General features: G+C 42.5%; 28 protein-coding genes. 15 read left to right on the forward strand and 13 right to left on the reverse strand.

Annotation, left to right across the window (positions count from 1 at the left end; genetic code table 11):
* Window positions 1-51: 51 nt before the first annotated feature.
* The gene (locus OO007_RS12260; RefSeq protein ID WP_131906001.1) at window positions 52-351 is read right to left on the reverse strand and encodes a YciI family protein; all 300 of its coding nucleotides are present in this window, start codon (window positions 349-351) and stop codon (window positions 52-54) included.
* A 120-nt stretch (window positions 352-471) separates the two neighbouring features.
* Window positions 472-1,110: a septation protein A gene (locus OO007_RS12265; RefSeq protein WP_325809021.1), complete on the reverse strand. Its 639-nt coding sequence runs from the start codon at window positions 1,108-1,110 to the stop codon at window positions 472-474.
* A 77-nt stretch (window positions 1,111-1,187) separates the two neighbouring features.
* Here OO007_RS12265 and OO007_RS12270 point away from each other — a divergent pair, with 77 nt between their 5' ends.
* The 10 genes from OO007_RS12270 (at window position 1,188) to OO007_RS12315 (ending at window position 12,439) form a co-directional block, all read left to right on the forward strand.
* The gene (locus tag OO007_RS12270; RefSeq protein ID WP_131906003.1) at window positions 1,188-1,814 is read left to right on the forward strand and encodes an L-threonylcarbamoyladenylate synthase; all 627 of its coding nucleotides are present in this window, start codon (window positions 1,188-1,190) and stop codon (window positions 1,812-1,814) included.
* Between the two features lie 59 nt (window positions 1,815-1,873).
* Window positions 1,874-2,524 (forward strand): site-2 protease family protein, encoded by a 651-nt coding sequence (locus OO007_RS12275; protein WP_325809022.1) that lies wholly within the window; start codon window positions 1,874-1,876, stop codon window positions 2,522-2,524.
* A gap of 74 nt (window positions 2,525-2,598) precedes the next feature.
* Window positions 2,599-3,816, forward strand: coding sequence for a tryptophan--tRNA ligase (locus tag OO007_RS12280; RefSeq protein ID WP_131906004.1), 1,218 nt, complete (start codon window positions 2,599-2,601; stop codon window positions 3,814-3,816).
* Between the two features lie 24 nt (window positions 3,817-3,840).
* A complete protein-coding gene (locus tag OO007_RS12285; RefSeq protein WP_325809023.1) occupies window positions 3,841-4,671 on the forward strand; it encodes a segregation and condensation protein A in 831 nt (276 codons plus the stop codon).
* An 88-nt stretch (window positions 4,672-4,759) separates the two neighbouring features.
* Window positions 4,760-5,497 carry an SMC-Scp complex subunit ScpB gene (gene scpB / locus OO007_RS12290; protein ID WP_325809024.1) on the forward strand — a complete coding sequence of 246 codons (738 nt, stop codon included), beginning with the start codon at window positions 4,760-4,762 and terminating at the stop codon, window positions 5,495-5,497.
* Between the two features lie 176 nt (window positions 5,498-5,673).
* A complete protein-coding gene (locus OO007_RS12295; RefSeq protein WP_325809025.1) occupies window positions 5,674-7,575 on the forward strand; it encodes a peptide-binding protein in 1,902 nt (633 codons plus the stop codon).
* 36 nt (window positions 7,576-7,611) lie between these two features.
* Window positions 7,612-8,991 carry an ABC transporter permease gene (locus tag OO007_RS12300; RefSeq protein ID WP_325809026.1) on the forward strand — a complete coding sequence of 460 codons (1,380 nt, stop codon included), beginning with the start codon at window positions 7,612-7,614 and terminating at the stop codon, window positions 8,989-8,991.
* Window positions 8,992-9,023: 32 nt separating this feature from the next.
* A complete protein-coding gene (locus OO007_RS12305; protein WP_131906191.1) occupies window positions 9,024-10,226 on the forward strand; it encodes an ABC transporter permease in 1,203 nt (400 codons plus the stop codon).
* Window positions 10,223-11,923, forward strand: a complete 1,701-nt coding sequence (locus tag OO007_RS12310) for an ABC transporter ATP-binding protein (protein WP_325809027.1) — start codon at window positions 10,223-10,225, stop codon at window positions 11,921-11,923. The genes OO007_RS12305 and OO007_RS12310 overlap by 4 nt, the downstream gene beginning before the upstream one ends.
* A gap of 30 nt (window positions 11,924-11,953) precedes the next feature.
* Window positions 11,954-12,439, forward strand: coding sequence for an asparaginase domain-containing protein (locus tag OO007_RS12315; RefSeq protein WP_325809028.1), 486 nt, complete (start codon window positions 11,954-11,956; stop codon window positions 12,437-12,439).
* Between the two features lie 36 nt (window positions 12,440-12,475).
* On the opposite strand, the gene OO007_RS12320 is transcribed toward OO007_RS12315, so the two are convergent.
* Window positions 12,476-13,285 (reverse strand): DUF3050 domain-containing protein, encoded by an 810-nt coding sequence (locus OO007_RS12320; protein WP_325809029.1) that lies wholly within the window; start codon window positions 13,283-13,285, stop codon window positions 12,476-12,478.
* Window positions 13,286-13,470: 185 nt separating this feature from the next.
* On the opposite strand from OO007_RS12320, the gene OO007_RS12325 reads away from it, so the two are divergent.
* Window positions 13,471-14,193, forward strand: a complete 723-nt coding sequence (locus OO007_RS12325; RefSeq protein WP_325809030.1) for an endonuclease/exonuclease/phosphatase family protein — start codon at window positions 13,471-13,473, stop codon at window positions 14,191-14,193.
* A 275-nt stretch (window positions 14,194-14,468) separates the two neighbouring features.
* Here the strand turns inward: OO007_RS12325 and OO007_RS12330 are convergent, their stop codons facing one another.
* Both OO007_RS12330 and OO007_RS12335 read right to left on the reverse strand, forming a co-directional pair.
* Window positions 14,469-15,005 (reverse strand): hypothetical protein, encoded by a 537-nt coding sequence (locus OO007_RS12330; RefSeq protein ID WP_325809031.1) that lies wholly within the window; start codon window positions 15,003-15,005, stop codon window positions 14,469-14,471.
* A 22-nt stretch (window positions 15,006-15,027) separates the two neighbouring features.
* Window positions 15,028-16,686, reverse strand: a complete 1,659-nt coding sequence (locus OO007_RS12335) for an AMP-binding protein (protein ID WP_325809032.1) — start codon at window positions 16,684-16,686, stop codon at window positions 15,028-15,030.
* Window positions 16,687-16,883: 197 nt separating this feature from the next.
* On the opposite strand from OO007_RS12335, the gene OO007_RS12340 reads away from it, so the two are divergent.
* Window positions 16,884-17,360 carry a TlpA family protein disulfide reductase gene (locus OO007_RS12340; RefSeq protein WP_325809033.1) on the forward strand — a complete coding sequence of 159 codons (477 nt, stop codon included), beginning with the start codon at window positions 16,884-16,886 and terminating at the stop codon, window positions 17,358-17,360.
* Between the two features lie 113 nt (window positions 17,361-17,473).
* Here OO007_RS12340 and OO007_RS12345 read toward each other — a convergent pair whose 3' ends face one another.
* From OO007_RS12345 to OO007_RS12360, 4 genes are all read right to left on the reverse strand, one after another.
* Window positions 17,474-18,277, reverse strand: a complete 804-nt coding sequence (locus OO007_RS12345) for an SDR family NAD(P)-dependent oxidoreductase (protein WP_325809034.1) — start codon at window positions 18,275-18,277, stop codon at window positions 17,474-17,476.
* Window positions 18,278-18,288: 11 nt separating this feature from the next.
* Window positions 18,289-19,269 (reverse strand): LLM class oxidoreductase, encoded by a 981-nt coding sequence (locus OO007_RS12350; protein ID WP_325809035.1) that lies wholly within the window; start codon window positions 19,267-19,269, stop codon window positions 18,289-18,291.
* Between the two features lie 71 nt (window positions 19,270-19,340).
* Window positions 19,341-19,643, reverse strand: a complete 303-nt coding sequence (locus OO007_RS12355; RefSeq protein WP_325809036.1) for a DUF1330 domain-containing protein — start codon at window positions 19,641-19,643, stop codon at window positions 19,341-19,343.
* A 48-nt stretch (window positions 19,644-19,691) separates the two neighbouring features.
* The gene (locus OO007_RS12360; protein ID WP_325809037.1) at window positions 19,692-20,681 is read right to left on the reverse strand and encodes a zinc-dependent alcohol dehydrogenase family protein; all 990 of its coding nucleotides are present in this window, start codon (window positions 20,679-20,681) and stop codon (window positions 19,692-19,694) included.
* Between the two features lie 156 nt (window positions 20,682-20,837).
* Here OO007_RS12360 and OO007_RS12365 point away from each other — a divergent pair, with 156 nt between their 5' ends.
* From OO007_RS12365 to OO007_RS12375, 3 genes are all read left to right on the forward strand, one after another.
* The gene (locus tag OO007_RS12365; protein WP_131906020.1) at window positions 20,838-21,734 is read left to right on the forward strand and encodes a LysR family transcriptional regulator; all 897 of its coding nucleotides are present in this window, start codon (window positions 20,838-20,840) and stop codon (window positions 21,732-21,734) included.
* Between the two features lie 194 nt (window positions 21,735-21,928).
* Window positions 21,929-23,029, forward strand: a complete 1,101-nt coding sequence (locus OO007_RS12370; protein ID WP_325809038.1) for a YHYH protein — start codon at window positions 21,929-21,931, stop codon at window positions 23,027-23,029.
* A 14-nt stretch (window positions 23,030-23,043) separates the two neighbouring features.
* Window positions 23,044-23,349 (forward strand): hypothetical protein, encoded by a 306-nt coding sequence (locus tag OO007_RS12375; protein ID WP_325809039.1) that lies wholly within the window; start codon window positions 23,044-23,046, stop codon window positions 23,347-23,349.
* A gap of 98 nt (window positions 23,350-23,447) precedes the next feature.
* On the opposite strand, the gene OO007_RS12380 is transcribed toward OO007_RS12375, so the two are convergent.
* The 4 genes from OO007_RS12380 to OO007_RS12395 all read right to left on the reverse strand — a co-directional run bounded on the left by OO007_RS12380 (window position 23,448) and on the right by OO007_RS12395 (window position 26,364).
* Window positions 23,448-23,663 (reverse strand): DUF6434 domain-containing protein, encoded by a 216-nt coding sequence (locus OO007_RS12380; protein WP_325809040.1) that lies wholly within the window; start codon window positions 23,661-23,663, stop codon window positions 23,448-23,450.
* Window positions 23,664-23,737: 74 nt separating this feature from the next.
* The gene (gene trpS, locus OO007_RS12385; RefSeq protein WP_325809041.1) at window positions 23,738-24,760 is read right to left on the reverse strand and encodes a tryptophan--tRNA ligase; all 1,023 of its coding nucleotides are present in this window, start codon (window positions 24,758-24,760) and stop codon (window positions 23,738-23,740) included.
* Between the two features lie 245 nt (window positions 24,761-25,005).
* Entirely contained in the window at window positions 25,006-26,046 is a 1,041-nt protein-coding gene (locus OO007_RS12390; RefSeq protein ID WP_325809042.1) for a PLP-dependent cysteine synthase family protein, read from the reverse strand.
* Window positions 26,047-26,136: 90 nt separating this feature from the next.
* The gene (locus OO007_RS12395) at window positions 26,137-26,364 is read right to left on the reverse strand and encodes a DUF2798 domain-containing protein (RefSeq protein ID WP_131906026.1); all 228 of its coding nucleotides are present in this window, start codon (window positions 26,362-26,364) and stop codon (window positions 26,137-26,139) included.
* Between the last annotated feature and the right edge of the window lie 83 nt (window positions 26,365-26,447).

Below are 26,447 nucleotides of genomic sequence, written 5' to 3' on the forward strand. Positions count from 1 at the left end.
TCCGTAAAATTATTCTAATTTATTTATATGTTCCCGACTATTCGGGTCGCCCTATGGCAAAACCTTCTTAAATGGTTTCACCGTAACTTTTTGATAAACGCCAGCTCCAATATAAGGATCTGCATCAGCCCAAGCTTGCGCAAGTTCTAATGTGTCGAATTCTGCAACAATGAGACTACCAGTGAAACCGTTAGTTCCGGGATCCTCACTATCGATTGCAGGGTGCGGCCCTGCTAACACTAATTTACCCTGATCTTTTAAATCATTTAAGCGAGCAATATGCTCCGCTCTCACAGATAAACGCTTTTCCAAGCTATTTTCTACATCTTCCGAAATTACAGCATATAACATCTGCTTCTCTCCTTCATTTATTATGCATTACTATTTTATTAATTTTTGGTAATACTCTTGTACCTAATATTCTGTGCTTTTGATGCAGACGACTAGAACAGAGTAAATTCAAATCAGTGTTTATATCTTGTCTTTAGATGCTTCTTCATCGGGCTCATTTTCCGCATGTTTCGCCAGGTAAACACCTTGCGCAATCATAAAAACAAACGTCATCCCCAGAACACCAAACATTTTAAAATCGACCCAGATGTCTTCACTAAAGTTGTAGGCGACATAAATATTCACAAAGCCTACCAGAGCAAAAAACACTCCCCAACTCAGATTAACACGCTTCCATATTTTTTTGGGAACATCAATCGCATTAGACATCATTCGTTCTATCAGCGACTTACTGCCGATGAATTGACTGCCTATAATAACCAATGCAAACACCCAATTGAAGATACTTACTTTCCATTTGATAAACAATGGGTCTTTAAAAGCCAGAGTCAAGGTTCCAAAAGCAATCAATATGCCTAAGGAAATCAAATGCATTTTTTCTAATTTTTTGAATACAACTCTATGCACAATATTCTGAACAATCGTTGCCAGAATTATCAACACGGTCGCGAAGTAAATTGCATCTTTGGGTTCATCGGGACTAATTGATACGAAGGGAAGCTGGTTTGCCATTTCTATCCATTGCGGAGGCATATCACCAAAGAATTTATATCCAATAAAAAACAAAACTACTGGAAAAAAATCAATCAAAAACTTCATTGTTATTATATATCCCTGAGCAACTACTGATGTAGAATAGCGTATTTTAACCTGTTACTGGTTTGCTTAGAAGTTATATGAGTCAATATTTCGAAATACACCCAGATAATCCACAAAGTCGTTTAATTAAACAATCTGTAGAGATTATCAATAAGGGCGGTGTAATCATTTACCCAACCGATTCAAGCTACGCAATCGGTTGTCATTTGGGCGACAAAAAAGCGATGGATCGAATCCGTATGATTCGACAGCTCGATAAAGACCATGACTTTACGCTGGTCTGTAGAGATCTATCAGAAATATCACACTATGCAGTGGTCGACAATCTGAATTATCGTCTGATGAAATCACTCACGCCGGGGCCCTATACGTTTATTTTGCCGGCCACTCGTGAAGTGCCGAAGCGGTTACTCAATCCTAAACGTAAAACAATCGGAATCCGTGTACCAGACAACGCCGTATGCTCTGCTTTACTGGAAGAGTTAGATCAGCCGATCATGTCGAGCACACTCAGTTTACCCAATGACGAATACCCATTAAATGACCCTTATCAGATCAGATTAAAACTGGAAAACATGGTTGATCTGATCATAGATGGGGGTTACAGCGGGCACGAAGAAACTACCGTAGTCAGCCTCACCGAAGATAAACCTGTCATTATACGTCAAGGATTAGGTAGTGCAGACTGGCTTCAACAGCACTAATTTTATAGCTATCAACACCTTACAACACAAACAATAAAACACAGTAGAACTTAAAATACATGAATATAGATAGCATTATCTACAATATTGCCGTTTGGTCTTTACCGGTATTATTTGCCATTACCTTACATGAAGTTGCTCACGGTTGGATGGCAAGCAAACTTGGCGATAACACGGCAAAAATGTTGGGCCGTTTAACCGTAAACCCATTCAAACATATAGATCCAATCGGAACCGTTGTGGTGCCATTAGCCATGGTTTTGCTACAAACCGGTTTTGTATTCGGCTGGGCAAAGCCTGTACCGGTAAACATGAGAAACCTGAATTCACCCAGAAAAGATATGGCGATCGTTGCTGCTGCAGGCCCAATATCTAATTTACTCATGGCTGTTTTCTGGGTGTTTATTTTCAAGCTAGGCGCATCCGTTATTACTGACCCTAATATTTCCGAAGGGGTAAAGGCAATGGGTCAGGCAGGCATTATTATTAACCTGATATTATTCATTTTTAATTTACTCCCTATTCCACCATTAGATGGAAGTAAAGTGCTTTCAGGCATCGTCCCTCCTCCTGTTTCTGCTATGATGGACAAAATTGAACCATACGGTTTATTTATCGTTATCGGGCTGCTTTATTTTGGCGTACTAAATGCCATTATCTCACCTGTATTAACGTTCTTTTTACAAACAATAGGTTCGCTTTTCTTTTAACGACTTAATCATTATTTACTTTTTGACATACATATAACTCTTTGAAATACATATAAGTAAAACGCTTCTAATTTATGAATACACAAATTCCACAAAATCAACGTGTCGTATCTGGCATGCGTCCCACAGGCAAACTTCACCTGGGCCATTATCATGGCGTATTGAAAAACTGGGTTGAAATGCAATTAAACTACGAGTGCTTTTTCTTCGTAGCGGATTGGCACGCACTTACCACACACTACGATGACCCAAGTGGCACACCACAACATGTTGAAGATATGGTGATTGATTGGTTGGCAGCAGGCATCAGCCCGAGCTCTGCGACTATTTTCTTACAATCAGAAGTGCCTGAACATGCAGAATTACATCTATTGCTTTCAATGATTACACCATTGAGCTGGTTAGAGCGTGTTCCGACGTATAAAGATCAGCAAGAGAAGTTACGCGAGAAAGATTTAGCAACCTACGGATTCCTTGGTTATCCCCTGCTTCAATCTGCAGATATATTGCTCTATAAAGCAGACATGGTTCCAGTAGGTGAAGATCAGGTTGCACATATAGAATTGACACGCGAAGTGGCAAGACGATTCAATCACATTTATGGTCGTGAGCCAGATTTTGAAGAAAAAGCTGAAGCTGCCATCCATAAAATTGGTAAAAAGAATTCAAAACTATACCGTGATTTGCGCAAACGCTATCAGGAACAAGGCGACCTCGAAGCTTTGGACATTGGTCAGGCATTACTAGAAGCACAGCAGAATATATCTGTGGGCGATAAAGAACGCCTGTTTGGTTATCTGGAAGGCATGGGAAAAATCATCCTGCCAGAACCAGAAGCGAAACTCACTAAAGCATCCCGCATGCCGGGCTTAGACGGTCAGAAAATGTCTAAATCTTACGGCAATACAATCGGCTTACGCGAAGACCCTGATGTGCTGGATGAGAAAATCCGTAAGATGCCAACAGACCCTGCTCGTGCTCGTTTAACTGATCCGGGCAATCCTGAAAAATGCCCTGTATTTGATCTCCACAAAGTATACTCCGATGATTCACGACTACAGTGGGTTAACGAAGGGTGCCGAAACGCATCATTCGGTTGTTTGGATTGCAAAAAGCCCTTAATCGAAGCGGTACAGGCAGAAATGCAACCCATTCGCGAAAGAGCACAAATTTTTGAGAATGACCGCACCGCAGTAAGGGCAATCATTCGCGAAGGTAGCGAAGCAGCGCGTGATGTGGCGCGTGAAACTTTGACTGATGTGGTTGAGGCAATGCGCTTTTCGCAACAGTAATTTTCACCTTTTCAACGAGAATCAATGACCAACAAGACAGACACTAAGCACCACATACCGATACAAGGCGAACTACCGTTCGCCATTGTTCATGGTGAAGCTGTTTCTGCACCACCTGAAGACCTCTATATTCCACCCGATGCCCTTGAAGTATTTCTGGAAACGTTCGAAGGTCCGTTGGATTTATTGCTGTATTTAATCCGTCGCCAAAATCTGGATATTCTGGATATCCCGATTGCTGAAATCACCTCTCAATACATGGATTATGTCGAGATGATGCGCAACATCAATCTCGATTTGGCGGCTGAATATCTGGTGATGGCAGCGATGCTGGCAGAAATTAAATCGCGCATGCTCTTGCCACGCCATGAAGAAGTCGAAGATGAAGAAGACCCGCGCGCCGAACTGGTTAAACGACTTCAAGAATACGAACGCTTTAAACAGGCAGCATCAGATATAGATGAATTACCACGCACGGGGCGTGAAAACTTCCCAACCTCAGTAGAAGTCATTCTTGATAATCAGGAAAAACCAGAACCCGAAGTAGACTTACGTGAAATCCTGTTAGCCTTTCAAAACATACTTAAGCACGTCGATATGCAAAAGCACCATGAAATCGAGCGCGAAGAAATATCAATACGTGAACGCATGACACACGTCCTGTCTAGGCTGGATGCTGATAATTTTATCGAGTTTCAAAGCTTATTCACTTTTAAAGAGGGACGCCTGGGTGTTGTTGTCACCTTGATGGCGGTGCTGGAATTGCTAAAACTCAAAGTCATCGACATGGTGCAAGCCGAGGCGTTTGCCCCCATCTATTTAAAACCTGTTTCCAGCACAGAAGAAATTGTATAGATGATAAATAGCATTCAGAAAAAACTGCGTATAAGTGGGGGGGTGGCTTTTAACTCTTCTATTAAACGAGAAACATAACGAATTAGACATGCAAATAGAAAAATTACAAAACATTCTGGAAGCACTACTCATTAGTGCTGAGAAACCACTAAGCATCGATAAACTTTTAGGTTTTTTCCAGACAGAAGACCTGGTTAATCGAAATGATGTGAAACAAGCTTTAGCGTTAATTCAGAAAACCTTTGAAGCGCGCGGATTTGAATTAATAGAAACAGCGAGCGGCTTTCGCTTTCAAACAAAGTCAGAATATAAACAATGGGTTACACAGCATTGGGATGAAAAACCTGCGCGATATTCCAGAGCATTATTAGAAACACTAGCACTCATCGTTTATCGCCAACCGATAACTCGTGCAGAAATTGAGGACATTCGCGGCGTTGCTGTTAGTTCGAATATTATCAAAACACTTCAGGAAAGAGACTGGATCAGAGTCGTTGGGCATAAAGAAGTACCTGGTCGACCTGCCCTGCTCGGTACAACTCGTCAATTCCTTGATTACTTTAATCTTAAGTCTCTGGATGAAATGCCGAGCTTGAGCGAAATTCAGGATATCGATAAACTTTACCCTGAGCTTGATCTGGGGCCTCTGCAAGATTTGACGGAAGCTGCTGACGAACAGGAAAGGGAAGAAGAGGAAGACGAGCATATTGAAGATAAGCCAATGGATATCTTTGATATTGACGAAATCGAGATTAACGAAAGCAGTATAGACAGCCTGAATGCAAAAATTAAAAGCGAAGCAGATCAAGAGCCAAATGATAATTAGCCGATAAAAAAAGACTCATAGGTTACGCAAGACTATTAAAGATTACGAAAAATTAATAAATATTTAAAGATTTAGAACAAGTAAATGATGAATACTTACACCATTGATTTTGCTCTAATAAACATGGCCACTTTGATGCCTACTTAAGACATCCACTTTAGACAGTTATAAAAAATATGAAAAAAACATCAAAAACTAAAGACATTGTATTATTCAGCTTTCTCACGTTAATCATCATTCTTATCATACTGGCCATGTACCAACGCGATCGCGAATGGACAAAGCTAACTGCGATGGAACGTTCACTCTCTGAACAATCGCGTGATGTCAGTAATCTGCGTGGCTCGCTCAATGCTATGGAGAAAAAGTTAGAATCATTAAAAGTTCAATCACTCAGCACATCAGTCGCAAACTCAAACGAATCTTCAGAAAAAACGCCTGTAAGTGGGGGGGTGTCTTTAGCCTTTAAACGTGCCAAAGCAGCGACACAACAAGCTGATTATGCACAAGGTGACTGGAGCGTTAATGCACTAGGCAGTAATATCAAAACCATCACCCCATTGGTTTCATCCGATGCCACCGCCAGTGATATTCAGGGATACGTACTGGAAGGATTAATTACAAGAGATCCCGATACTTTAGAGTGGACAGGTCTTATCGCTAAAGACTGGACCATTAGTGACGATGGCCTAGTCATCACCTTCAATCTTAGAAATGATGTGTATTTTTCTGATGGTGAGCCATTAGATAGCTCTGATGTTGTGTTTAGTTTCAATTTCATCATGAATGAAAAAATTCAGGCACCACGTCACCGCGCCTATCTAGAAAAGATTAAAACAGTCACCGCAGATGGACCATACAAAGTAACGTTCACATTTAAAGAGCCTTACTTCGAAGCGTTTAGTCTTGCCGGTAGTTTAGAGGTGATGCCAGAGCACTTCTACAAAGAATATTTAGAAAAACCTGAAGTATTCAATGAGTCAAAAGGATTCTTGATCGGGTCTGGTCCGTATCAGTTAGCTGATCCAAAATCGTGGACACCAGAAAACGGCAATGTCGAATTAGTTCGAAACACCCGTTACTGGGGTGACGTTCAGCCTTCTTACGATAGAATTTTATGGCGCGTTATCCAGAACGCTAGCGCACGATTAACCACCTACCGTAATGGCGACGTTGATACTTATAGCGCCAGACCGATCGAATACGAAAAGCTCAAAGAAGACAAACAAATAATGTCGAAGAGCCAGCAATTTGAATATATGCCGCCTGTTGTTGGTTATTCCTATATTGGCTGGAATCAGGAAAGAAAAGGAGAAGCGACCCTGTTTGCGGATAAGCGCGTTCGTCAGGCAATGACCTATTTAATCGATCGTGATCGTGTTAACAAAGACATCTTTTTAGGTTATGCAGAAACGGCAATTAGCCCTTTTAGCCCTCGCTCTAAACAGCACGACCCAAGTCTTAAACCACGCGAATACGATATCGAAAAAGGCAAAGCACTGCTTAAGGAAGCCGGCTTCGAAGACCGAGATAATAATGGCGTCTTAGAGAATGAAGAAGGAAAGCCGTTTGAGTTTGAGCTTACCTACTTTCAAGGCAATGAAGATACTCAACGCATGATATTGCTACTTAAAGATATGTACGCGAAAGCTGGCGTTAAGCTCATCCCAACACCTCAAGAATGGCCGGTAATGATTGAGTTACTGGATAAGAAAGACTTTGAAGCCATCACTCTGGGTTGGACTAGCGGTTTAGAAACAGACATCTTCCAGATGTTTCATGGATCACAGGCAAAAACTAACGGCGATAACTTTATCAATTACAAAAATCCTGAATTGGATAAGTTAATCGATGAAGCACGTAAAACCGTAGATTCTGATAAGCGCATGCCAATCTGGCAAAAAGCCGAAGCGGTGATGTATGAAGACCAGCCCTACTCGTTTTTATTCCGCAGGAAGACACTGGCGTTTGTTGATAAACGCATCAGTAATTTAAAGCTAACCAAGCTAGGCCTGAACAAAAGTCGATTACCTCTGGAAGTATATGTGCCTAAAAACATGCAAAAGTACACACAGTAAGCTCACTCATAATCGAATAAAACTGAATATAAATACATGTTAGCTTATATCATACGTCGCCTGCTTTTGATGATTCCTACCTTGTTAGGGATTACCATCGTGGTGTTTTCCATTATGGCATCTTCACCAGGCGGCATTAGCGCACAGTCTTTGACTGGCGGGCTCGACATGAAACCCGCAGAACGCAAAGCACTGGAAGATTACTACAACAAACGCTATGGCCTGGACGACCCTGCCCCGATTCAATACCTGCGTTGGCTGAATAACATTTCGCCGATTGGATTTACGCTGGATGACGATAATAACTTTGATAAGTTTTCATTTACCAAGGGATCAGATCTAGGACAAAGCTTCAACTATGGGCGTGATGTTTCTGAGTTAATTAAAGAACGACTGCCGATAACCTTATTACTGAACCTAATCACGATTCCTCTCATTTATATCATAGCCATAGTGATAGGGGTGAAAGCTGCCACCGATCGTGGTGGACGGTTTGATGTAGCTTCCAGTGTTTCGCTATTGGCCTTGTGGTCGATTCCGTCAATGCTTACGGGTGTTTTATTAATCGGATTCTTCGCTAATGTGCAGCACTGGCAGTGGTTTCCCACCGCAGGCTTAAGTGAACGAGAAGCCTTGGACATGACGTTTTTACCCACGGGTTTATCACTGATATCGGTGTTTAAACTATTTCTCGGGATGACAATAGGTGCCGCTGCAATGGTCAGTCTAGCCCTATGGCATCACAAACAAACACGTATTGTTATTGGTGCAATCTTAGGGGTTGCTGTTGGCTGGTGGATGTCAGCTGCACACCCTGAAGATTTACTCTTGCACCAAATCTCGCTACCAATACTCGGGGCGATCACCATTGCTTTGCTGGGCTGGATTGAGTCACCTGCGTTTAGGGTCGGCATACTAGGCATTCTGGGTGCTGGTTTCGGCCTTACCATTGGCTTCAATTTCATTAGTGAAGATATCGTGAGAGGCTTCCTGTTTGATAGGATATGGCATCTTATTTTGCCTATTATCACGCTTTCCTACGGTAGCTTTGCATTCCTAACCAAGCTAACCCGAACATCTATTCTAGAAAACCTGCAGGCAGATTACGCACGCACCGCTCGCGCCAAAGGCGTGAGTGAAAACGATGTACTGTGGAAGCATGTATTTCGTAATAGCTTGATGCCTTTAATTACTGCCACGGCAGGAATTTTGCCAGGCTTGATTGCAGGATCAATCATTGTAGAAACCATTTTCAGTATCGAAGGTATGGGCAAGCTAGCACTTGAAGCGGTTAAAGGCAGAGACAGAGAATTGATTCTCTCGATTACTTTAATCAGTGGTCTCTTGACGTTGATTGGTAATCTATTGGCTGACTTCCTCTATACCATTGTTGATCCGAGGGTTTCTTATGATTAGACACATATTTGGTGATTTTCATGGATAACACAATGAATAAACCGACTGAGAAAGTAAAGCATAGATCATCAGGTTTTCTGCGACGTGTGCTTAAGCATACGTTCTCGGGCTGGGGAGCAAAAATAGGTTTAATGTGGGTTGGCATCCTGGTTATTGCTGCCGTATTCGCACCTTTCCTTGCCAACAGTATGCCGTTATTGGTTAGCTTAAACGGTGAAATATCAGCACCTGTATTCCGCTACCTTAGCGTTGAAGACATCGTTGTTTTAATTGCATTCTTTGTGCTTATTCTGCTATTTCTAAGCCCGCTTAGACATTCAATTAAAAGCCTACTGTTATTTTTCCTGATCATTATTGTGGGTTCTACGATAGTCAGTAAACAGTTTGTCACCGTACAACAAAATGTCGTTTATTCTGATTTTCGTGAAGACCTTAAAACCACTAACTACGACTGGGTGGTGATGCCCCCTATTCCCTATGCGCCAGAAGATTATTTACGTGATTCACAGGCAACGCCATTAGAAGCACCTCTGGAAAACAGTGAATATACACACTGGATGGGCACTGAGGAAAACGGCGGAGATGTGCTCAGCCGCATGATTCACGCTTCAAGAATTGCTTTGGGCATTGGCTTTATTGCAACGGGTATTGCAATGGTCATTGGCGTAATTCTTGGTGGATTGATGGGATACTTCTCGGGTATCGTGGATATGCTGGGAATGCGTTTGGTAGAGATTTTCGAATCGATTCCGACGCTCTTTTTACTCCTTACGTTTGTGGCATTTTTTGGACGAAGTATTTACATCATGATGGTGATAATCGGCCTCACCAGCTGGTCTGGTTATGCTCGCTATATTCGTGCTGAATTCCTGCGATTACGCAAAATGGATTTTGTTCAAGCCACCATCGCCAGCGGTTTACCCCTTAGATCAATTCTGTTTCGACACATGTTGCCAAATGGGATAGCGCCATTATTGGTGGGTCTCAGCTTTGGTGTTGCCTCAGCCATTCTTGCCGAAGCAATGTTAAGCTTCCTTGGACTTGGCCTTGTTGGTGCTCCTTCGTGGGGGCAAATGCTAAATCAGGCAGTGCAATCATCTACCTTTAACTGGTGGATGGCGGTTTATCCGGGTGGCGCTATTTTCCTTACCGTCTTTGCTTATAACCTGATGGGTGAAGCGTTACGTGATGCTATCGATCCTCAATTAGCGAAGAAAGCTGGAGTGGTTGGATGACAGAGAAAAAGGCATCGAGTGACCACTTAGTCGAGATCAAACAATTAAAAACGTATTTACAAAGCGCTAATGAAACTGTTAAAGCGGTAGATGATGTCACTTTCAATATCGAAAAAGGCGAAACCTTCTGTTTAGTTGGCGAATCCGGTAGTGGCAAGTCGATACTGGCACTTTCTATCATCCAGTTATTACCTGCAAAAATCAGTCACCATCCCAGTGGCAGTATTCTTTTTGATTGGCGCAAACAAAGTGGTCTAGGTTTAGGAATAAACTCCCAACAAAAAACCACGTATGAAAAAGTAAACATGCTGGACCTTAAAGAAAACCAGCTGTGCGATATTCGTGGTTCACGCATCGCAATGATTTTTCAAGAGCCGATGACATCGCTAAACCCTGTCGATAGCGTGGGTGAGCAAATCATGGAAGCGCTATTATTGCATCATCCTGAAATGTCTGACGAGTCAGCCAGAGATCGCGCCTTAACTGCGATGCAGGAAGTACAAATCAAAGATGCAGAATCACGCTTTGATAATTACCCGCATGAGCTTTCTGGTGGTCAACGTCAGCGTATCATGATTGCGATGGCACTAGCCTGTGAGCCTGATCTATTAATTGCAGATGAGCCAACTACAGCGCTCGACGTTACCGTACAGGCCGAAGTTCTAAAACTCATGAGGGAGTTACAGGAACGCAAAGGCATGAGCATCCTATTTATCACCCATGATTTTGGTGTGGTGTCACAGATTGCACATCGCGTCGGTGTTATGAAACAGGGTAAGCTGATTGAATTTGGCGAAACCAAAGAAGTACTCAAAAACCCGCAGCATCCTTACAGTAAAAAATTACTCGCCGCTGTTCCAGAAAATCTACCAAAACGCGAAAAGATCAAAGATCCTAGCTCAGAGAAACCGTTAGTACGTGTCAAAGACCTCGATGTTTTCTTTCCTATTCGTAAAGGAATTTTTCAACGAGTGGTTGACCACGTACGTGCCGTCGATGGCGTAACGGTCGATATCAATAAAGGTAAAATTATCGCTTTGGTAGGCGAATCAGGTTCTGGTAAAACCACCTTGGGCAGAGCCATTTTACAACTGCAAAAACCAACCGCAGGTAGTGTCAAAATTGATGATCACGAATTAGTCGGTTTATCGTCAAAGGAATTAAAACCGTGGCGTAAGAAGATGCAAATTTCCTTTCAAGATCCACAATCTTCCCTCAATCCACGTTTACTAATCGCCAAAACTATTACCGAACCGATGAAGGTTCATAATATTGGTAATAGCGATGAAGAACGTCTTGAGCTTGCTGCCGATGTGATGGAAGCCGTGCAACTCAAACGCGATTTCTTATGGCGCTACCCCCACGAATTTTCTGGTGGTCAACGACAACGCATTGGCCTGGCCCGCGCCCTCGCCTTAAACCCTGAATTTATTGTGTGTGACGAAATCACCAGTGCACTGGATGTATCCGTGCAGGCCGAAGTCTTGCAGTTGCTGCAAGAGATCAAAGCACAGCGAGATCTGACCTTATTATTCATCACCCACAATATAGCGGTGGTCGAATACCTTAGTGATGAAACCATCGTGATGAAAGCCGGCAAAGTTGTAGAACAAGGCTATACTGATGATGTATGTGGTAACCCGCAAAATTCTTACACCAAGGAATTAATCGAAGCGGTGCCACGCTTAAAACTATAAACCATTAAACTGGAACGGAACAATCACAACATGAGCATCAAACTACTCCTTACCGGCGGCACCATTGATAAAGCCTACAACCAGTCCAATGGCGAACTGCACTTTACCGAAACCCATCTCAAGGAAATACTGCATCTTGGGCGTAACAGTGCATCCATTGATATTGAGCAACTGATGCTCAAAGACAGCCTGGACATGACAGATGCAGATAGACGTTCGATCTTAAAAGCCTGTCATAATGCATCACAAGATAAAATCCTGATTACACATGGTACTGACACCATGGTTGAAACTGCCAATATGCTGGGTAAAGAACAACTGAATAAAACCATAGTTTTAATCGGCGCCATGATTCCCTATGTCTTCAAAGATACCGATGCCGTATTCAACTTTGGATTTGCCCTTGGCGCAGTACAAGCCTCTAAACATGGCGTCTACGTCGCCATGAATGGCATGATATTTAATTACGATGATGTCATTAAAAACCGCGAATTAGGTGTTTTTCAGGCTTTATAAATTTATACAGGCACCCCCCACATTTGAGGCATTTTTTTAAGCTATCTTTAAATGCAGATCTGAAAGTGCGGTTTTCTGCTGCTTTTGATGATTAATCACAAGTAGCAGGTCATCCCATAGCTTTACTCGTGCTTCAACCGCTGTTTGAGCTGCGATTATCGCTTCGTCTATTTTGACAGTATCACCATCACATAATCCGTTAAGCAAACGTAATGATAATGGCCCATGGACTTCTTCGTCCATATGCACATGACGGTTTAAATAATAATGAAAAGTTGGCGCTTGTGATTCGCTAACGCCAGTGCGATTGAGAATCGCGCGGAACATAATAGGGATAATATGCTCACGACCTAAAGCCAGTGATGCTGCAACTTCATGAGGTTTATCAGCAGCAATACAGCTAAACGTTACTTCAGTGAAATCTCTACATATCGTTGGAATATTCCCCTTATATAAAGCCTGGTTCACGCCTTGCATACGCACATCTTCAAGGAATGCGTTGCTCTTTGAAATATCAGCGCCAATTTCCAGCATCGCCTGTTGATATAATTCGAAATGACTGGAGTAACCTTCTCCATTAATTCCCTCATCCGTTTCTTCTTCTAACACTAACTCATTGATAAAACGCTGAACATTAGAATCACCGCCTGGCAACCAAGGCGCTTTAGCAGGAGCTACCGTCGCTTGCACATATTTAACCAGAGACATGAAATCCCAAACAGAGTAGACATGGTGCTCCATAAAACATTGCAAATCCTCAATAGATTCAACCGCTTCATAAATCGGATGATCTTCAAGCTTTTGTTTAATCGAAGAAATGATGTCACTGTTAATTATTTTAGGCATAATATCTCTCTTCCTTGAGTTAATCTGATGCAAATTGGTTTAGATAATTGATCGATTATATTAGCAATAAATTATATAGAAAATATCTCTATAGAGTTTAGGGTTACTGAAGATAGTAAAAAATGAAAAAGGCACCCCCCACCTTTAGGGCACTTTTTCCATGAATATTAATAACAGGCGTACCATTGAAATTAGTTAGCTGGAATCTTAACGGTCTCGAAGACGAACACATTGACATGCGAACCGAAGCTGCGATGTTTCAAATTCTACTCGGCGCACCGATCGAAGCAGCAATCGCTCCTGACTTTACACCCAATACTCCAGATATTGTGCTGTTGCAGGAAGTCGTAGAGAGAACTTATTTCGCGCACCTTAAACCACATTTTCAAGCGGCTGGGTTTACGCTATTTCCAAACGAACCTGGCATACGCTCTTATTTTGAAGTCGTTGCAGTCAGACAGAAAGTACTGGATTTTAATCAAGAACCCTTTACTTTCAGCCAGCAAGGTAGGGAACTGAGCAGCATTAAACTCGATGGTGTAACGGTGATGACCTCTCATTTAGAAAGCATGAAACCGGGTAAGCATGAACGCATTGATCAGGCACAATATGTGATTGACCAGATGTCTGCACTAGGACCTTCTGTTTTCGCTGGTGATACCAATCTGCGCAATGAAGAATGGCAAGCCTTGAATCATCGCGATATCGTTGATGCATGGAGTGATGTTGGCGAACCAAAATCTGAAAAAGTTACTTGGCGGGAAGAGCAACGCAGCAGTCGATTTGATCGCGTCTGGGCACATCAAATCCGAGTAAAAAGCTTTGAAACATTTGGAAAAGAAAAAGTCCCAACATTAGACGTGAGACCGTCCGATCATTATGGCTTACGTGTAGAATTAGAATTATAAAAATTCAGCAATAGCACTCAAACCCTCTTATTTCTCGCTAAAATCTTAAAAAAACAAAAAAAATCAGTTTGGCTACTTCCAACGACGAGAACGACGTTTCTTCCTAAACTTATGGCCCAGCATAGCCAGGCCAATCAGTAAGATAAATATTACGGTGAAAAAAACCATCATCAGGGTATTCTGACTCCAGCCAGTGAGGGCCATTAAATACTCAAACTCCTCAACACACTTTGTTCCACAGCCCTTGAGAACACCCTGAATCACTATAAAGACATTTAAACCAGGGTCAGTCTAGAAGATGTACCTAGCGCCTTCGCAATTTCGGCAAACGCCTCCACTTCACCTTCACTTACACGCGTTCCGCCAATCCCTAGAAAACCACCTTCTTTAGCGGCATTCGCGACATTTTCTGCGATGTGCATTGCCCACTCTTTGTATTCTCTCGCTTCTTCAGCCGAGGCTTTTTCTTCCAATAGTTTTGACACCGCACGACTATCTTCAATCAACTGCGCACGTAACTGCTCACCGGACTGAATCCCCTTTTCTTTGAGTCGTGCCATGGCTTTTTGACGCATTTCTTTAGCCTGACTCATCGACTCTTTAAACTCATGTACATTGGGCAATACGCCAATGATGATCTCATTATCAGGATAGTCTTTAAGACCATTAACAAAGCTTTTAGAGCTGGCGTACATTTCTTTAATCGTTCCTAAACCACTGCCTTCAGCAAAAGCCATAACCGTACCAATTTGAGTAGGCGTGGTCGAAAGCAGGAAAATCTCATCTTCGGTAAAACGGTTTTCTAGTGACATAAAAGCTCCTAATATTTTTTGTTTAATTATTTTCTGAAGTCGCCATTTTCCGCAAATCACCACGAATAATTTTACCCGTCGTGGTCATTGGCATTGCGTCTATAAAGCGTACTTCCCTTGGATACTCGTGCGCGGCTAAACGCGATTTAACGTATTGGGCAATCTCATCTGCAAGTTCCGGAGATTCATTATACCCGTCTGTAAGTGTCACATAAGCGGTAACAAGTTCCCCTCTTATTTCATCTGGCTTACCCACTGCCCCAGCTAACTGCACAGCAGGGTGTGAAATCAGGCAATATTCAATTTCTGCAGGACCTATTCGATAACCACCCGAACAAATAACATCGTCATCACGACCCACGAAGCGCAAGCGACCATCTTCTTCGCGGACTCCTCGATCTCCTAAAAATAGCCACTCAATATCACCAAACTTCTTGGTTTTCTCTGCTGTCGCCTCGGGCTTATTCCAGTATTCGATAAACATAACCGGGTTAGGCACTTGTACCGCAATGGCACCCTCTTCGCCTGCTTTTTTAATCTCTCCAGTTTCGGCATCAATCACATCAACCACAAACCCGGGAGCCGCACGCCCCATCAAACCTGGCGAAGGATATTCCTGAGCAGAACAGGCGGCAACAATCATATTGCATTCGGTTTGTCCGTAGAATTCATTAATCGTTGTGCCTAGTGCTTTTTCACCCCACTCGATAAGTTCAGTGCCCAGAGTTTCGCCACCACTGGCGACTGAGCGCATTTTTATTCCAAACTTCTCAGCATCAGGAACTAATCTCATCATTTTTAAAGCGGTTGGTGGCAAGAATGCATTGCGGATATTATGTTTTTTAATTAATTCTAAAGCAGCGACGTTATTAAATTTCGAGAAACGATAAGCCACCGTAGGAATTCCGTGATGTAAGGCTGGCATTAATACATCCAGCAAACCTCCAATCCACGCCCAATCGGCTGGCGTCCAGAATTTATCACCTTCATGAGGCAGGAAATTATGACTCATTTCAACACCGGGAAGATGTCCCAATAACGTACGATGCGCTTGCAATGCCCCTTTCGGGTTTCCTGTAGTTCCAGACGTATAAATCAGTAAGGCAGCATCCTCAGAATGCGTTTTTACCGGAGTAAACTCTGTACTTTCTCCTTGATAAAAATCGTGGAAGTTTTCAGCGTTTGCGTCTGCACCATCAACAGAAAAAACATGTTTAAGCTCTGGTAGCTTATCCCTGATACTGGCAATTTTTGCCGCGCCTTCTGTATTGGTTATCACCACCTTGGCACTGGAATCTCGTAATCGATGCAATAAGGCTTCCTGACCAAAAAGAGTGAATAATGGAATCGACACACAAGCCATTTTTGTCACGGCAATATGCGCAATTGCAGTCTCAACACATTGCGGTAATAACACCCCAACACGATCACCTATTTCATTGTCTTTTCGCTCAACACCTAATTTAGCTAAGGCATTTGCCAATTGGTTCGACATCGCTTTTAAATCAGCGTAACTATATTCTTCGAAGTCACCATTTTCTTCAACATCTATCAATGCAATACGATCTGGATCAGCCTCCGCCCACCGATCACAGATATCCACACCTATATTGAAATACTCTGGAATATCCCAGGTTAATGCAGCACAGGTCTCCTCATAGGTTTTTTTTTCTTCTAACACTGAATGTTCTCCCACTTCTTATACAATTATTAATAATTATGCGAACTACCCTGAGTTTAGAACAAAAAACAACGGATATTTAAAGAAGCGGAAATGAAGCATAAATACAGCTTGTCAGTAACTCTTAGTCAGCATTCAACAATAAGATATACTAGCGATAACAAATTCAACAACTGTAAAAAACACAAGGTCAAAAAATGAATAAGCTGTACCTATTGGGAATTATTGGCCTTGTAGCCTTTTTGTTTTTCGGTCAGTCCAGCGATATGCCAACCGCAAATCTGCAGGTACATAATGAAGACCCTTATAACGAGATGGATGGCTCAGTCGGTGGTCGTTGTCTGGGTGGAAAATGCCTGACGGTATACGTCGCGCCATGGTGTCCCGCTTGTAAAAGCTTACGACCCACGATTATTGATATGGTGGAAACACTCGAAAAAGAAGGCATCGAAGTGAAAGTAATTATCGGCAAAGATTCGCAACAAGCGACAGAACAATATGCCAAAAGCTACCCGTTCCCTGTTTTGCTCGACCCTCAGGGAGATTTCTTTCAAAAGGCCAATCAACGCGGCGTCCCCTTCTTTATGGTTAGCGATAGCAAAGGAAAGGTTGTCAGCCAAATGGCTGGAGGCACCACACATATTCCTACCATGCGTGAACAACTTAAGATTTAAGTTAGCCAAGCTGCTTAATTTAGCTTAGCTATTTAGTTAAAACTAGAACTAAAGATAAAGAGGACTTTCTATTCTAGAAAGCCACCCCCCACCTTTGAGGCACTTTTTTTTAATCAGGAAACGCCTTCTAAAATACTCTCAATAGCAACTACAACTGCTTCTGATTTTTGTTGATTCAATGCATCTTGATGCGGTGGTGAAAATTGCTTCGAATCATTATCGAAGTATTTACCCGAAGCATTTGCAAACTCATCCGATAATGCTGCACGTGTCAGAATATCTGCACCGATATTTATATCACTCCCTTCAACACCAAAACCTTCTTTGACCATTTTACTGGCAAGTAATGATCCCGGGTTTACAGCAACGATCATGGGACCATCTTTTAGTTTTTCTGCGAGAACACTCGACCACATGGTGATAGCCAACTTACTCTGTGCGTAGGCCCCCATATCATCGAGTCTGGCTTTACCATAGAGCGCATCGATACTGACAGGCGCTTGTGCGGCAGACGATAAATTAACAACTCGTCCATTGTTACCTAATAGCGGTAGCAGGTGTTTCGTTAACAAATAAGGTGCCAATGTATTCACTACAAAACGAACATCAAGACCATCTTGCGTCATCGGATCATTGATTTTGAAAACACCGGCATTATTGATAAGCACATCAAGACTGTCGTGTTTTTCAGCCACAGCATCTGCAAATTTCTTTACCTCAGACAAATTCGATAAATCCGCCACATAGCTTTCGATGTTCGCGCCCTCTACCTGAGACGACAAGGTGTTAACCACGTCTTCCAGTTTTTGAGGATTGCGTCCGTGTAGCAATAAATGATTGCCTTGCTCTAACAACATTTTTGCCGTTGCTAAGCCAATGCCGTCTGTGGCACCTGTAAGTAGAATTGTCTTTTTCATTTTCTAATCTCTTATGATTGAAAGCCTGAACTTGGGAAGTCAGGTAAAATTTTGTTAGATAGTCGTTCTAGCGTCGTCTCAATATTCGCTTGATTAAAACGCAGATTAATTGCCACATGATTTACACCAATTTCTTCGAGTGACGATAAATAATCTCGAAGGTAATTAACCCCCGAACGGAATCCCAGATGTATCGGTTGCGGAGTTGCATCATCATCTTCAACCAAGTCGATGTAGAGCGATTGGGATACCGGCTTAAATGGTGCGTCTAACTCTTTGGCACGTGAACGCCAACTCGAGATTAAACGCTGTTGAGCTTGCACATTACGCGGATAAGTTACCCAGCCATCACCATTACTCGCGAGCCAATCCGGAGATTGCTGACTGCCACCCGTTATCATCAACGGTAATCTACCCGAGGAAGGTTTTGGCAACATGTCCATACCACCGTAAGGCGTGCCATATTCATTTTCGAACGCAGGAGCGGTTTCCCACATGCGTTTGATGTATTCAAAACTGTCTCGGAAACGTTTCCCCCGATCATCAAATGACATATTCAGCGCAGGGTATTCTTCGGGTCTATCGCCTGAAGCTATTCCCAAAATTAAACGCCCACCTGATAGCACATCCGCAGTCGCCGCTGCTTTGGCAACATGTGCAGGATGGCGCAAAGGTAGGACGATACTGCCGGTAGCGAGTGAGATTCTTTTAGTGTGCGCCGCCAAAAAACCCAGATAAACAAAAGGATCATAAGTTTGTCCTGCATCACCAAACGATGGCACATTGAACGGCACATCTCTCAACCAGATAGAAGCAAAACCAAGCGCTTCAGCCAGTTGAACGCGTTCGATATGGTTTTCCATGCTAGGCACGGGGCTATTGTTATAGTTTTCTATAGCCATAACCAAACCAACGCTCAACCGATTAGGACGAAAAACATTGTTGTAGCCACGGTTGATTTCTGGAAATGCTATTTGGTCAGTACTGCTCATAATTGGCTCATATCATTTTAATTCTATTTATCTAAACTATATGACAAATTGGAATTCGAAACGTTAAGTTATTAGGCTAAATCATCCTTAGCTTCGATTAGAAAGTGATGGCTAATAGAACCTTCAGTTCGTTCCTTAAGATGCGGAACATATTCTGGATCATTCATAAAAGCGATCGCAGCCTCTCGTGAAGGCCACTCGATAATAATGCGTAAAGAGGCATCTTCTCCCACTCCTTCTAAACGTTCATGGCTATCTGTACGCGCTAAATATTTTCCACCATGAGCCGCCACTAAACGATTAGCTGGTTCGATGTAGCCTGCAACCCAAGCATCGCTTGTTGGTGTTACTTCTAGTACTGAATAATATGACATGATTTTTATCCTTAAATTTGCTTGTTTTACTTACTATTTATTTAATATTTACTTAATTTCTACAACAACTTTTCCAGTCGCTTCACCACTAGATAATCGAGCATGTGCAGCACCCACTTCAGCTAATAAAAATTCATTTTCATCTAAAATAGGCTTTAATTTTCCTGCTTCTACAATGTTAGTGATCTCACTAAGAATTTGACCATGAACTTCACGTTTATGGTTGTATAGCATTGGAATCAGCATGAATACTACGTGCAAAGACAAGCCTTTGAAATGGACAGGGGACAAATCAATTTCAAGCAAAGAGGTAGTTGATGCAATTTGAGCATTTAAAGCAGCCGCTTCAAATGAATTAGTTAAATTCTCACCACCTACCGTATCGTAGATAACATCAAAACCTGCTCCATCGGAATGCTTCTGAACATAGTCAGCCACTTTCTCTGTTTTAAAATTAATCGCTTTAGCGCCTAATTTTTCGATGATATCCAATTGCTTATCAGTACCACCGGTTGCATAAACATCTGCACCAAAATGACGCGCTAACTGTAAAGCCAAATGACCCACACCACCTGCACCACCATGAACGAGTACTTGCTGTCCTGAAGCAATACCTGCACGTTTCAAACCTTCAAAAGCGGTAATTCCCACTAACGGGATTGCCGCTGCTTCACGCATCGATAAATTTTTAGCTTTACGCGCAATTAACTTAGCATCAGCCACAATGTATTCTGCCAATGTACCCGGAAGATCCGCTAAACCGCCAGCACAACCATAAACTTCATCACCCACTGCAAAATCAGTCACACCTTCACCGACTTCTTCAATCGTACCTGCAAAGTCCATACCTAAAATAGCAGGCGCATCTGGTGATAAAGGCAGTTCTTTACCCATTTGACGAATCATTGTATCGACGGTGTTAACGCTAGTCGCCGCAATATTTACCAATACGTGACCTGCTTTAATTTCTGGTTTTGCTACTTCGGCAGATTCAAAAACTTCTGGTCCACCAAAATCATTAATTATCATTGCTTTCATTTTTACTATCTCTATTTGATTGATTGTGAGACTAGTATAATTATTTAATATAAAATGATAATAGGCTAATATATAAAATCAGTTTTCTGATTTTATTGATAATAGAAAACCTGATATTGATGAAACAATAAAATTGAGCAGGGTAATAGCCAAAACATGAACATAGAACATCTCAAACTATTCGTGCGACTTGCCGCAACCAATAACATCAGCTCCGCTGGTCAAGAGCTAGGCTTATCCCCTGCGGTTTCCAGTTCGCACATCAACAAGCTGGAAGAAAGATTAGGCGTTCGATTACTGCATCGCACCACCCGAAAAGTATCGCTCACAGAAGAAGGCGAAGCATTTTTGCCCCACGCGGTAGAAGTATTATCTAGTGTCGAAGCAGCCAGAGCATCGGTCGGTGCAGGTGAAGTATTCCCCAGAGGGGTTTTAAGAGTAACCGCGCCCGCTTCATTCGGCGGCATGCACATGATGCCGGCAGTAAAAGACTTCTTAACGCGCTATCCTGATCTGACTATCGACTTTCGCTTTTCAGATGCGATTGTCGATCTGGTAGAAGGTGGATTTGATATTGCCATTCGCAATTCAGATCTCAAAGACTCCACGTTAATCGCACGCAAATTAGCACCTGATAATCGAATCATCTGCGCCTCTCCTGAATATCTGGAAAAATTTGGCGAGCCAAAGACACCGCAAGAATTAGAAAACCACAACTGCATAAACCTAATGGGGCTTGAGAACTGGGTATTTGAAACACCCAAAGGACAAGTCACCATAAAAACCAAAGGCCGTTTTCGCTCGGATAATGGCGAAGCCGTTAGAGATGCCTGCGTCGATGGCTTAGGCATCACCATCAACTCACAGTGGATTGCTTATAAACATCTCGAAAGCGGCGAGCTGGTAGAAATTTTAAAAGACTTTCCATTGGTCTCGGATACCGCAATCTGGGCGGTATACCCAAGCTCTCAATTACTCGCACCCAAGGTCAGAGTGTTTATTGATTACTTTTCAGAGCTTTATTCGAGCCCGGTTTATTGGGATAAAACATAATCTAAAAAGGTCAAAGGCTTATTTATAAACAAAAGTCACCCCCCTACTTTGGGGCACTTTTTTATTTTTCTAAGATACAACTTCTATTTTACTAGATTAAAAACTTTCATATTTCTTACACTTTTGTTGCGTAAAGTACCCCGATTAACTGTGTTACAGTTATCGCTTTCAATTAAGGAAACAGGATAAATATCATGGGCTTAACAAGCTATCGTCCATTCATTAGCAGTATTGCTTTTAGTGCACTCGTGTTAGCGGGGTGTAACAGTTCTTCTGTTGATACCAGTAAACAGGCTGCTACCACTAACAATGATACCAAGCAAAAAGTGATGATTAATCCTGCAAAGGGAATGGATATTTCTATGTTCGCAAAGGGGTCTTTTACTGAAGAGCCTAAAATCGTTGATTGTGAAACCGCAGAAGGCACGAAAACCACGTGTTATCAAATGGTAACAGCTGGCGCACCTGCAGGGCGTGAGCCAGGTCCTTTCTGCCCAAGAACAACCTCCGACGGAGCTGATGCCGGTGGCGCATGGTTCAGCAGAGATGGCGCTGGAGATTTAGTCGATATCACCGGAAATTTCATAGTAAATCTAGCCAGTTACTACGATGATACAAACTGGAAGCTTTACGACCCAGCAAGCAACAAAGTCCGTTACACAGCGACTAAAGAAGCTTGCCTAGGTGCGGCAAAACCTAATGTTGAAGAGCAGTATAAACAAAACTGTATTGAATGTGAGTTGTCATATTTAGACGCAGATTTCTCACGAACCTTCCTCATTCCAACCACTCCTATCCCAGCTGCCAAGCCAGGCCGAGCTAGAACAACAGGTATTGCCCTAGATGGATCAGAGCTCTCTGGACCAGCACCTGTTGATGCAATTTTAGGTGCGTATACCATTGCTGCTTTTGATGATTGTGGTGGACACATTAATGTTCATCAGGGATATCACTATCATTCATCAACCGGATGTACAAACGCCCCAGTAAAAACCGATGATGGCTATGCACCATTGATTGGTTATGCCGCAGATGGCTATGGCATTTATGCGATGAAAGATGCGCAAGGCAAGGAAGCAGAGTCACTTGATGAATGTCGTGGCACAAGCGATGACATTCGAGGCTATCACTACCGTGTAGCAAGCCCGAGTGAGAATATGTTTATTGGCTGCCTTCACGGAGAAACCGTTCGTGCAACAGGCGGACATGATGGACCTCCTCCTGGCGGTCGACCTGGTGGTGCTGGCAGACCTGGCGGACCTCCTCCTGCTAATAACCCGCCGACAAAATCGTGATCGGAGTTCAAACAATGACTCAAACAATAGCATCAAGAAAATCGATCAAGAAAGCAGTACTTGGTTTTTTATCGGTATCGGCATTATTACTCACAAACAGCATGGCTTATGCGCACTCTGGTTCACTCAACAAGGTTGCGGTGGAAGTATGCAAACAGAAACAAAAGTCGCAAGCCTGTCAGTACCAAGGTGGTCATAGCGACTTGTACATTGGCACCTGTCAGCTGATGTCAGAAACAGATTTGATATGCGTTAGAAACAAACCTATCCAGAAAATCGAGTCTGTAAACACAGATTCCAACAATGAGCATAAGCATTAGCGCAGATAAGTAGTTTCTGTAATCTTTTAGCTCCGATCATGCAAACGTGGCGCATTTGTTAAAATTGCGCCACTGTTTATCCAGCGATTTACCTATTTTTATTTATCCTGTTCACGCCTTAACCATTCTGCTGCCACCTCTCCCATAGTTTTAGCTTCTCCATTTTTAATCCAGGCCATAAACGGTCGGTTAAATTTGAAGTCGGGGCCACAAACACCGGTTAAAAAACGCCTGACATTCTGGGTATTACGGTAGCTATCAGTAACCGGAGTGTCCGTTGTTATTTGATCACAGTGCCAATCAAAATTATTCATACGGCATTTCTCCTTTTAGTTGGTTGGCTAGTTATTTAGTCACCCCCCTACTTTGAGGCACTTTTTTGAGTCGACTAAAACAAATCCAGACCAAACGCTCGCTTCACATCGTTCAAAACCTGATTCGATTCTTCTTTGGACTTTTCACTGCCCGCTTTTAGGATCTCGATGAGTTGTGCTTTGTCTGAAATAAAACCTTCTCTAGCCTCTCTAATAGGTTTTAAAGTTTCCTGCAGGCATTCTTCCAGAATCTTTTTGGTAGTTCCATCACCAAGACCACCTGCCTGATATTGCGCCTTTAAGTCTGCCACATACGCTACGTCAGGATGGAAAGCGTCTAAGTAGGTAAACACGACATTACCTTCGATTTGACCGGGGTCTTCTATTTTTAGGTGATTCGGGTCTGTGTACATCGATTTTACAGCTTTGGATATTTCCTTTTCGCTCGAACCTAAATAGATACAGTTTCCCATCGATTTAGACATCTTGGCTTTACCATCCATACTTGGCAAACGTGTCACTTTACTTAACAAAGGTCGGCACTCTACTAAAATCTCTTCCCCAGCTACGTTGTTTAGTTTCCTGACGATTTCATTGGTCTGCTCAATCATCGGTAGCTGATCGTCGCCCACAGGAACTAAGGTCGCTTTGAATGCGGTAATGTCTGCTGCCTGACTAATCGGATAAGTTAAGAAACCTGTGGGAATAGAAGCCCCAAAAGACTTACCCTCTATCTCGTTTTTAACCGTTGGATTTCGCTGCAATCTCGCTACGGATACCAGATTAGAATAATACATGGTGAGTTCAGACAAGGCTGGAATAGCCGACTGCAAACAGATCGTAGTTTTATTTGGGTCAATCCCGACAGCTAAATAATCCGCCACCACATTTAAGATATTAGAAGATACTTTTTTGGGATTATGACCGTTGTCGGTCAAACCTTGTAAGTCAGCAACCAGGATGGTTTGTTCGTATTGATCTTGCAACGAGATTCTTTGCTGAAGTGAACCAACGTAATGCCCAAGATGCAACTGTCCCGTTGCTCTATCGCCGGTTAATACTTTTTCTTTTTTGTTTGGATCTAATTGATTATTCATAATTTAAAACTCCTGCTAAATTCTACTGACGGAGACAAAAATTACGAAATTCATAAGCTGTCATCCGACGGCTTTGAACACATGTGATTCAGCACCGCTCTACGAAAAAGAACGCCACCAGAAAATTGTGATGAGATGAAAAGTGAGATTAACTTGCATGGAGCGCAAGTTACCACTTCACTGAAAGTGGTTCAATAGTACGAGGAATATTTATAAACCCACCCCCCTACTTTGGGGGCTTTTTTTTAAATCAGTGTTTCCAGCTGTTTCTGATACGGCGATAAATCTTTAAGATGCTCACTCACCCAATCGTCGTTGTAATACGTATCCATATAGCGATGACCACTGTCGCACATTAGCGTCACGATAGAACCTGTTTGCTGATTTGCCATCATTCGCTTGGCCACTTCCAGGACACCCCAGAGGTTTGTCCCCGTTGATGCGCCGGCTTTTCGACCGATTATTTTCTCCAGCCAATAGATTGTCGCTATGCTGGCGGCATCTGGGACTTGTAACATTTCATCGATGATATCGGGTTGGAATGAGGCTTCTACCTGAGGACGACCGATGCCTTCAATTCGACTACCAATCTTTGAAGTAAGCGTAGAATCTTTTTGCATATAGCTGTCGTAGAACACGGAGTTCTCAGGATCCACCACCAGCAATTGAGTATCGTAACCTTTGAATCGAATGTAACGACCTAGCGTTGCTGAAGTACCGCCAGTACCCGCACTCATCACAATAGTATGTGGCACAGGATGTGGCTCGTACTGCATCTGTTCGAAGATACTTTCAGCAATATTATTACTGCCACGCCAGTCTGTCGCACGCTCGGCGTAGGTGAACTGATCCATAAAATGACCATTCAACGATTCGGCAAGATGCTTAGCCTCGCTGGTAATTTTGGTCGGACAATCAACAAAGTGACAACGACCACCATAACGTTCTATTTGACTGATTTTGCTTTGCGCTGTGCTATCCGGCATCACCGCAATAAAAGGTACGCCAATCATTCGCGCAAAATAAGCTTCTGAAACCGCAGTACTGCCAGAAGATGCTTCAATCACCGAAGTGCCTTGATTGATCTTGCCATTGCATAAGGCATATAAAAACAGAGAACGTGCTAATCGATGCTTTAAACTTCCGGTCGGGTGAGTGCTTTCATCTTTAAGATAGATATTAATACCCTGTAACTTAGGCAACTCCAGCTTAATCAGATGCGTATCGGCGGAACGATTATAGTCAGCCGTAATTTTATTGATTGCTTCAGTGGTCCAGATACTCATAAGGTCACCCTCCTACTTTGAGGCCGTTTTTTTTATCGAAAACAATATATAGAAAAATAGATATTAACCGATTTAAGAACCAGTCTGCTTCTAACTATCATCAATTAGCAACGCCACCAACCGTCTAACGATTGGCCCAACGATGAGCACAGTAGGAAAGGCAACTAGAAAAGCGAAGCTCCAGGCCTTTAACCATTTGATTAATATGCCATCAATAAGTCCGACATTGAAAAGGGTAATGACGAATGACATAAAGCACGACATTAAAAGCGCCATGAAAAATGAAAATACCACGGCTGTATATTTTTTATGTATCAAAACTGAAATCCTGTTTATTCAGATGTACTTGATCTGAGAATATGAAAATAATGATCAAGGACTACATTTGAAGTGATTAACAA

Origin of the sequence: Cocleimonas sp. KMM 6892, from assembly GCF_035798195.1 — a bacterium.
Lineage (GTDB): Bacteria > Pseudomonadota > Gammaproteobacteria > Thiotrichales > Thiotrichaceae > Cocleimonas > Cocleimonas flava.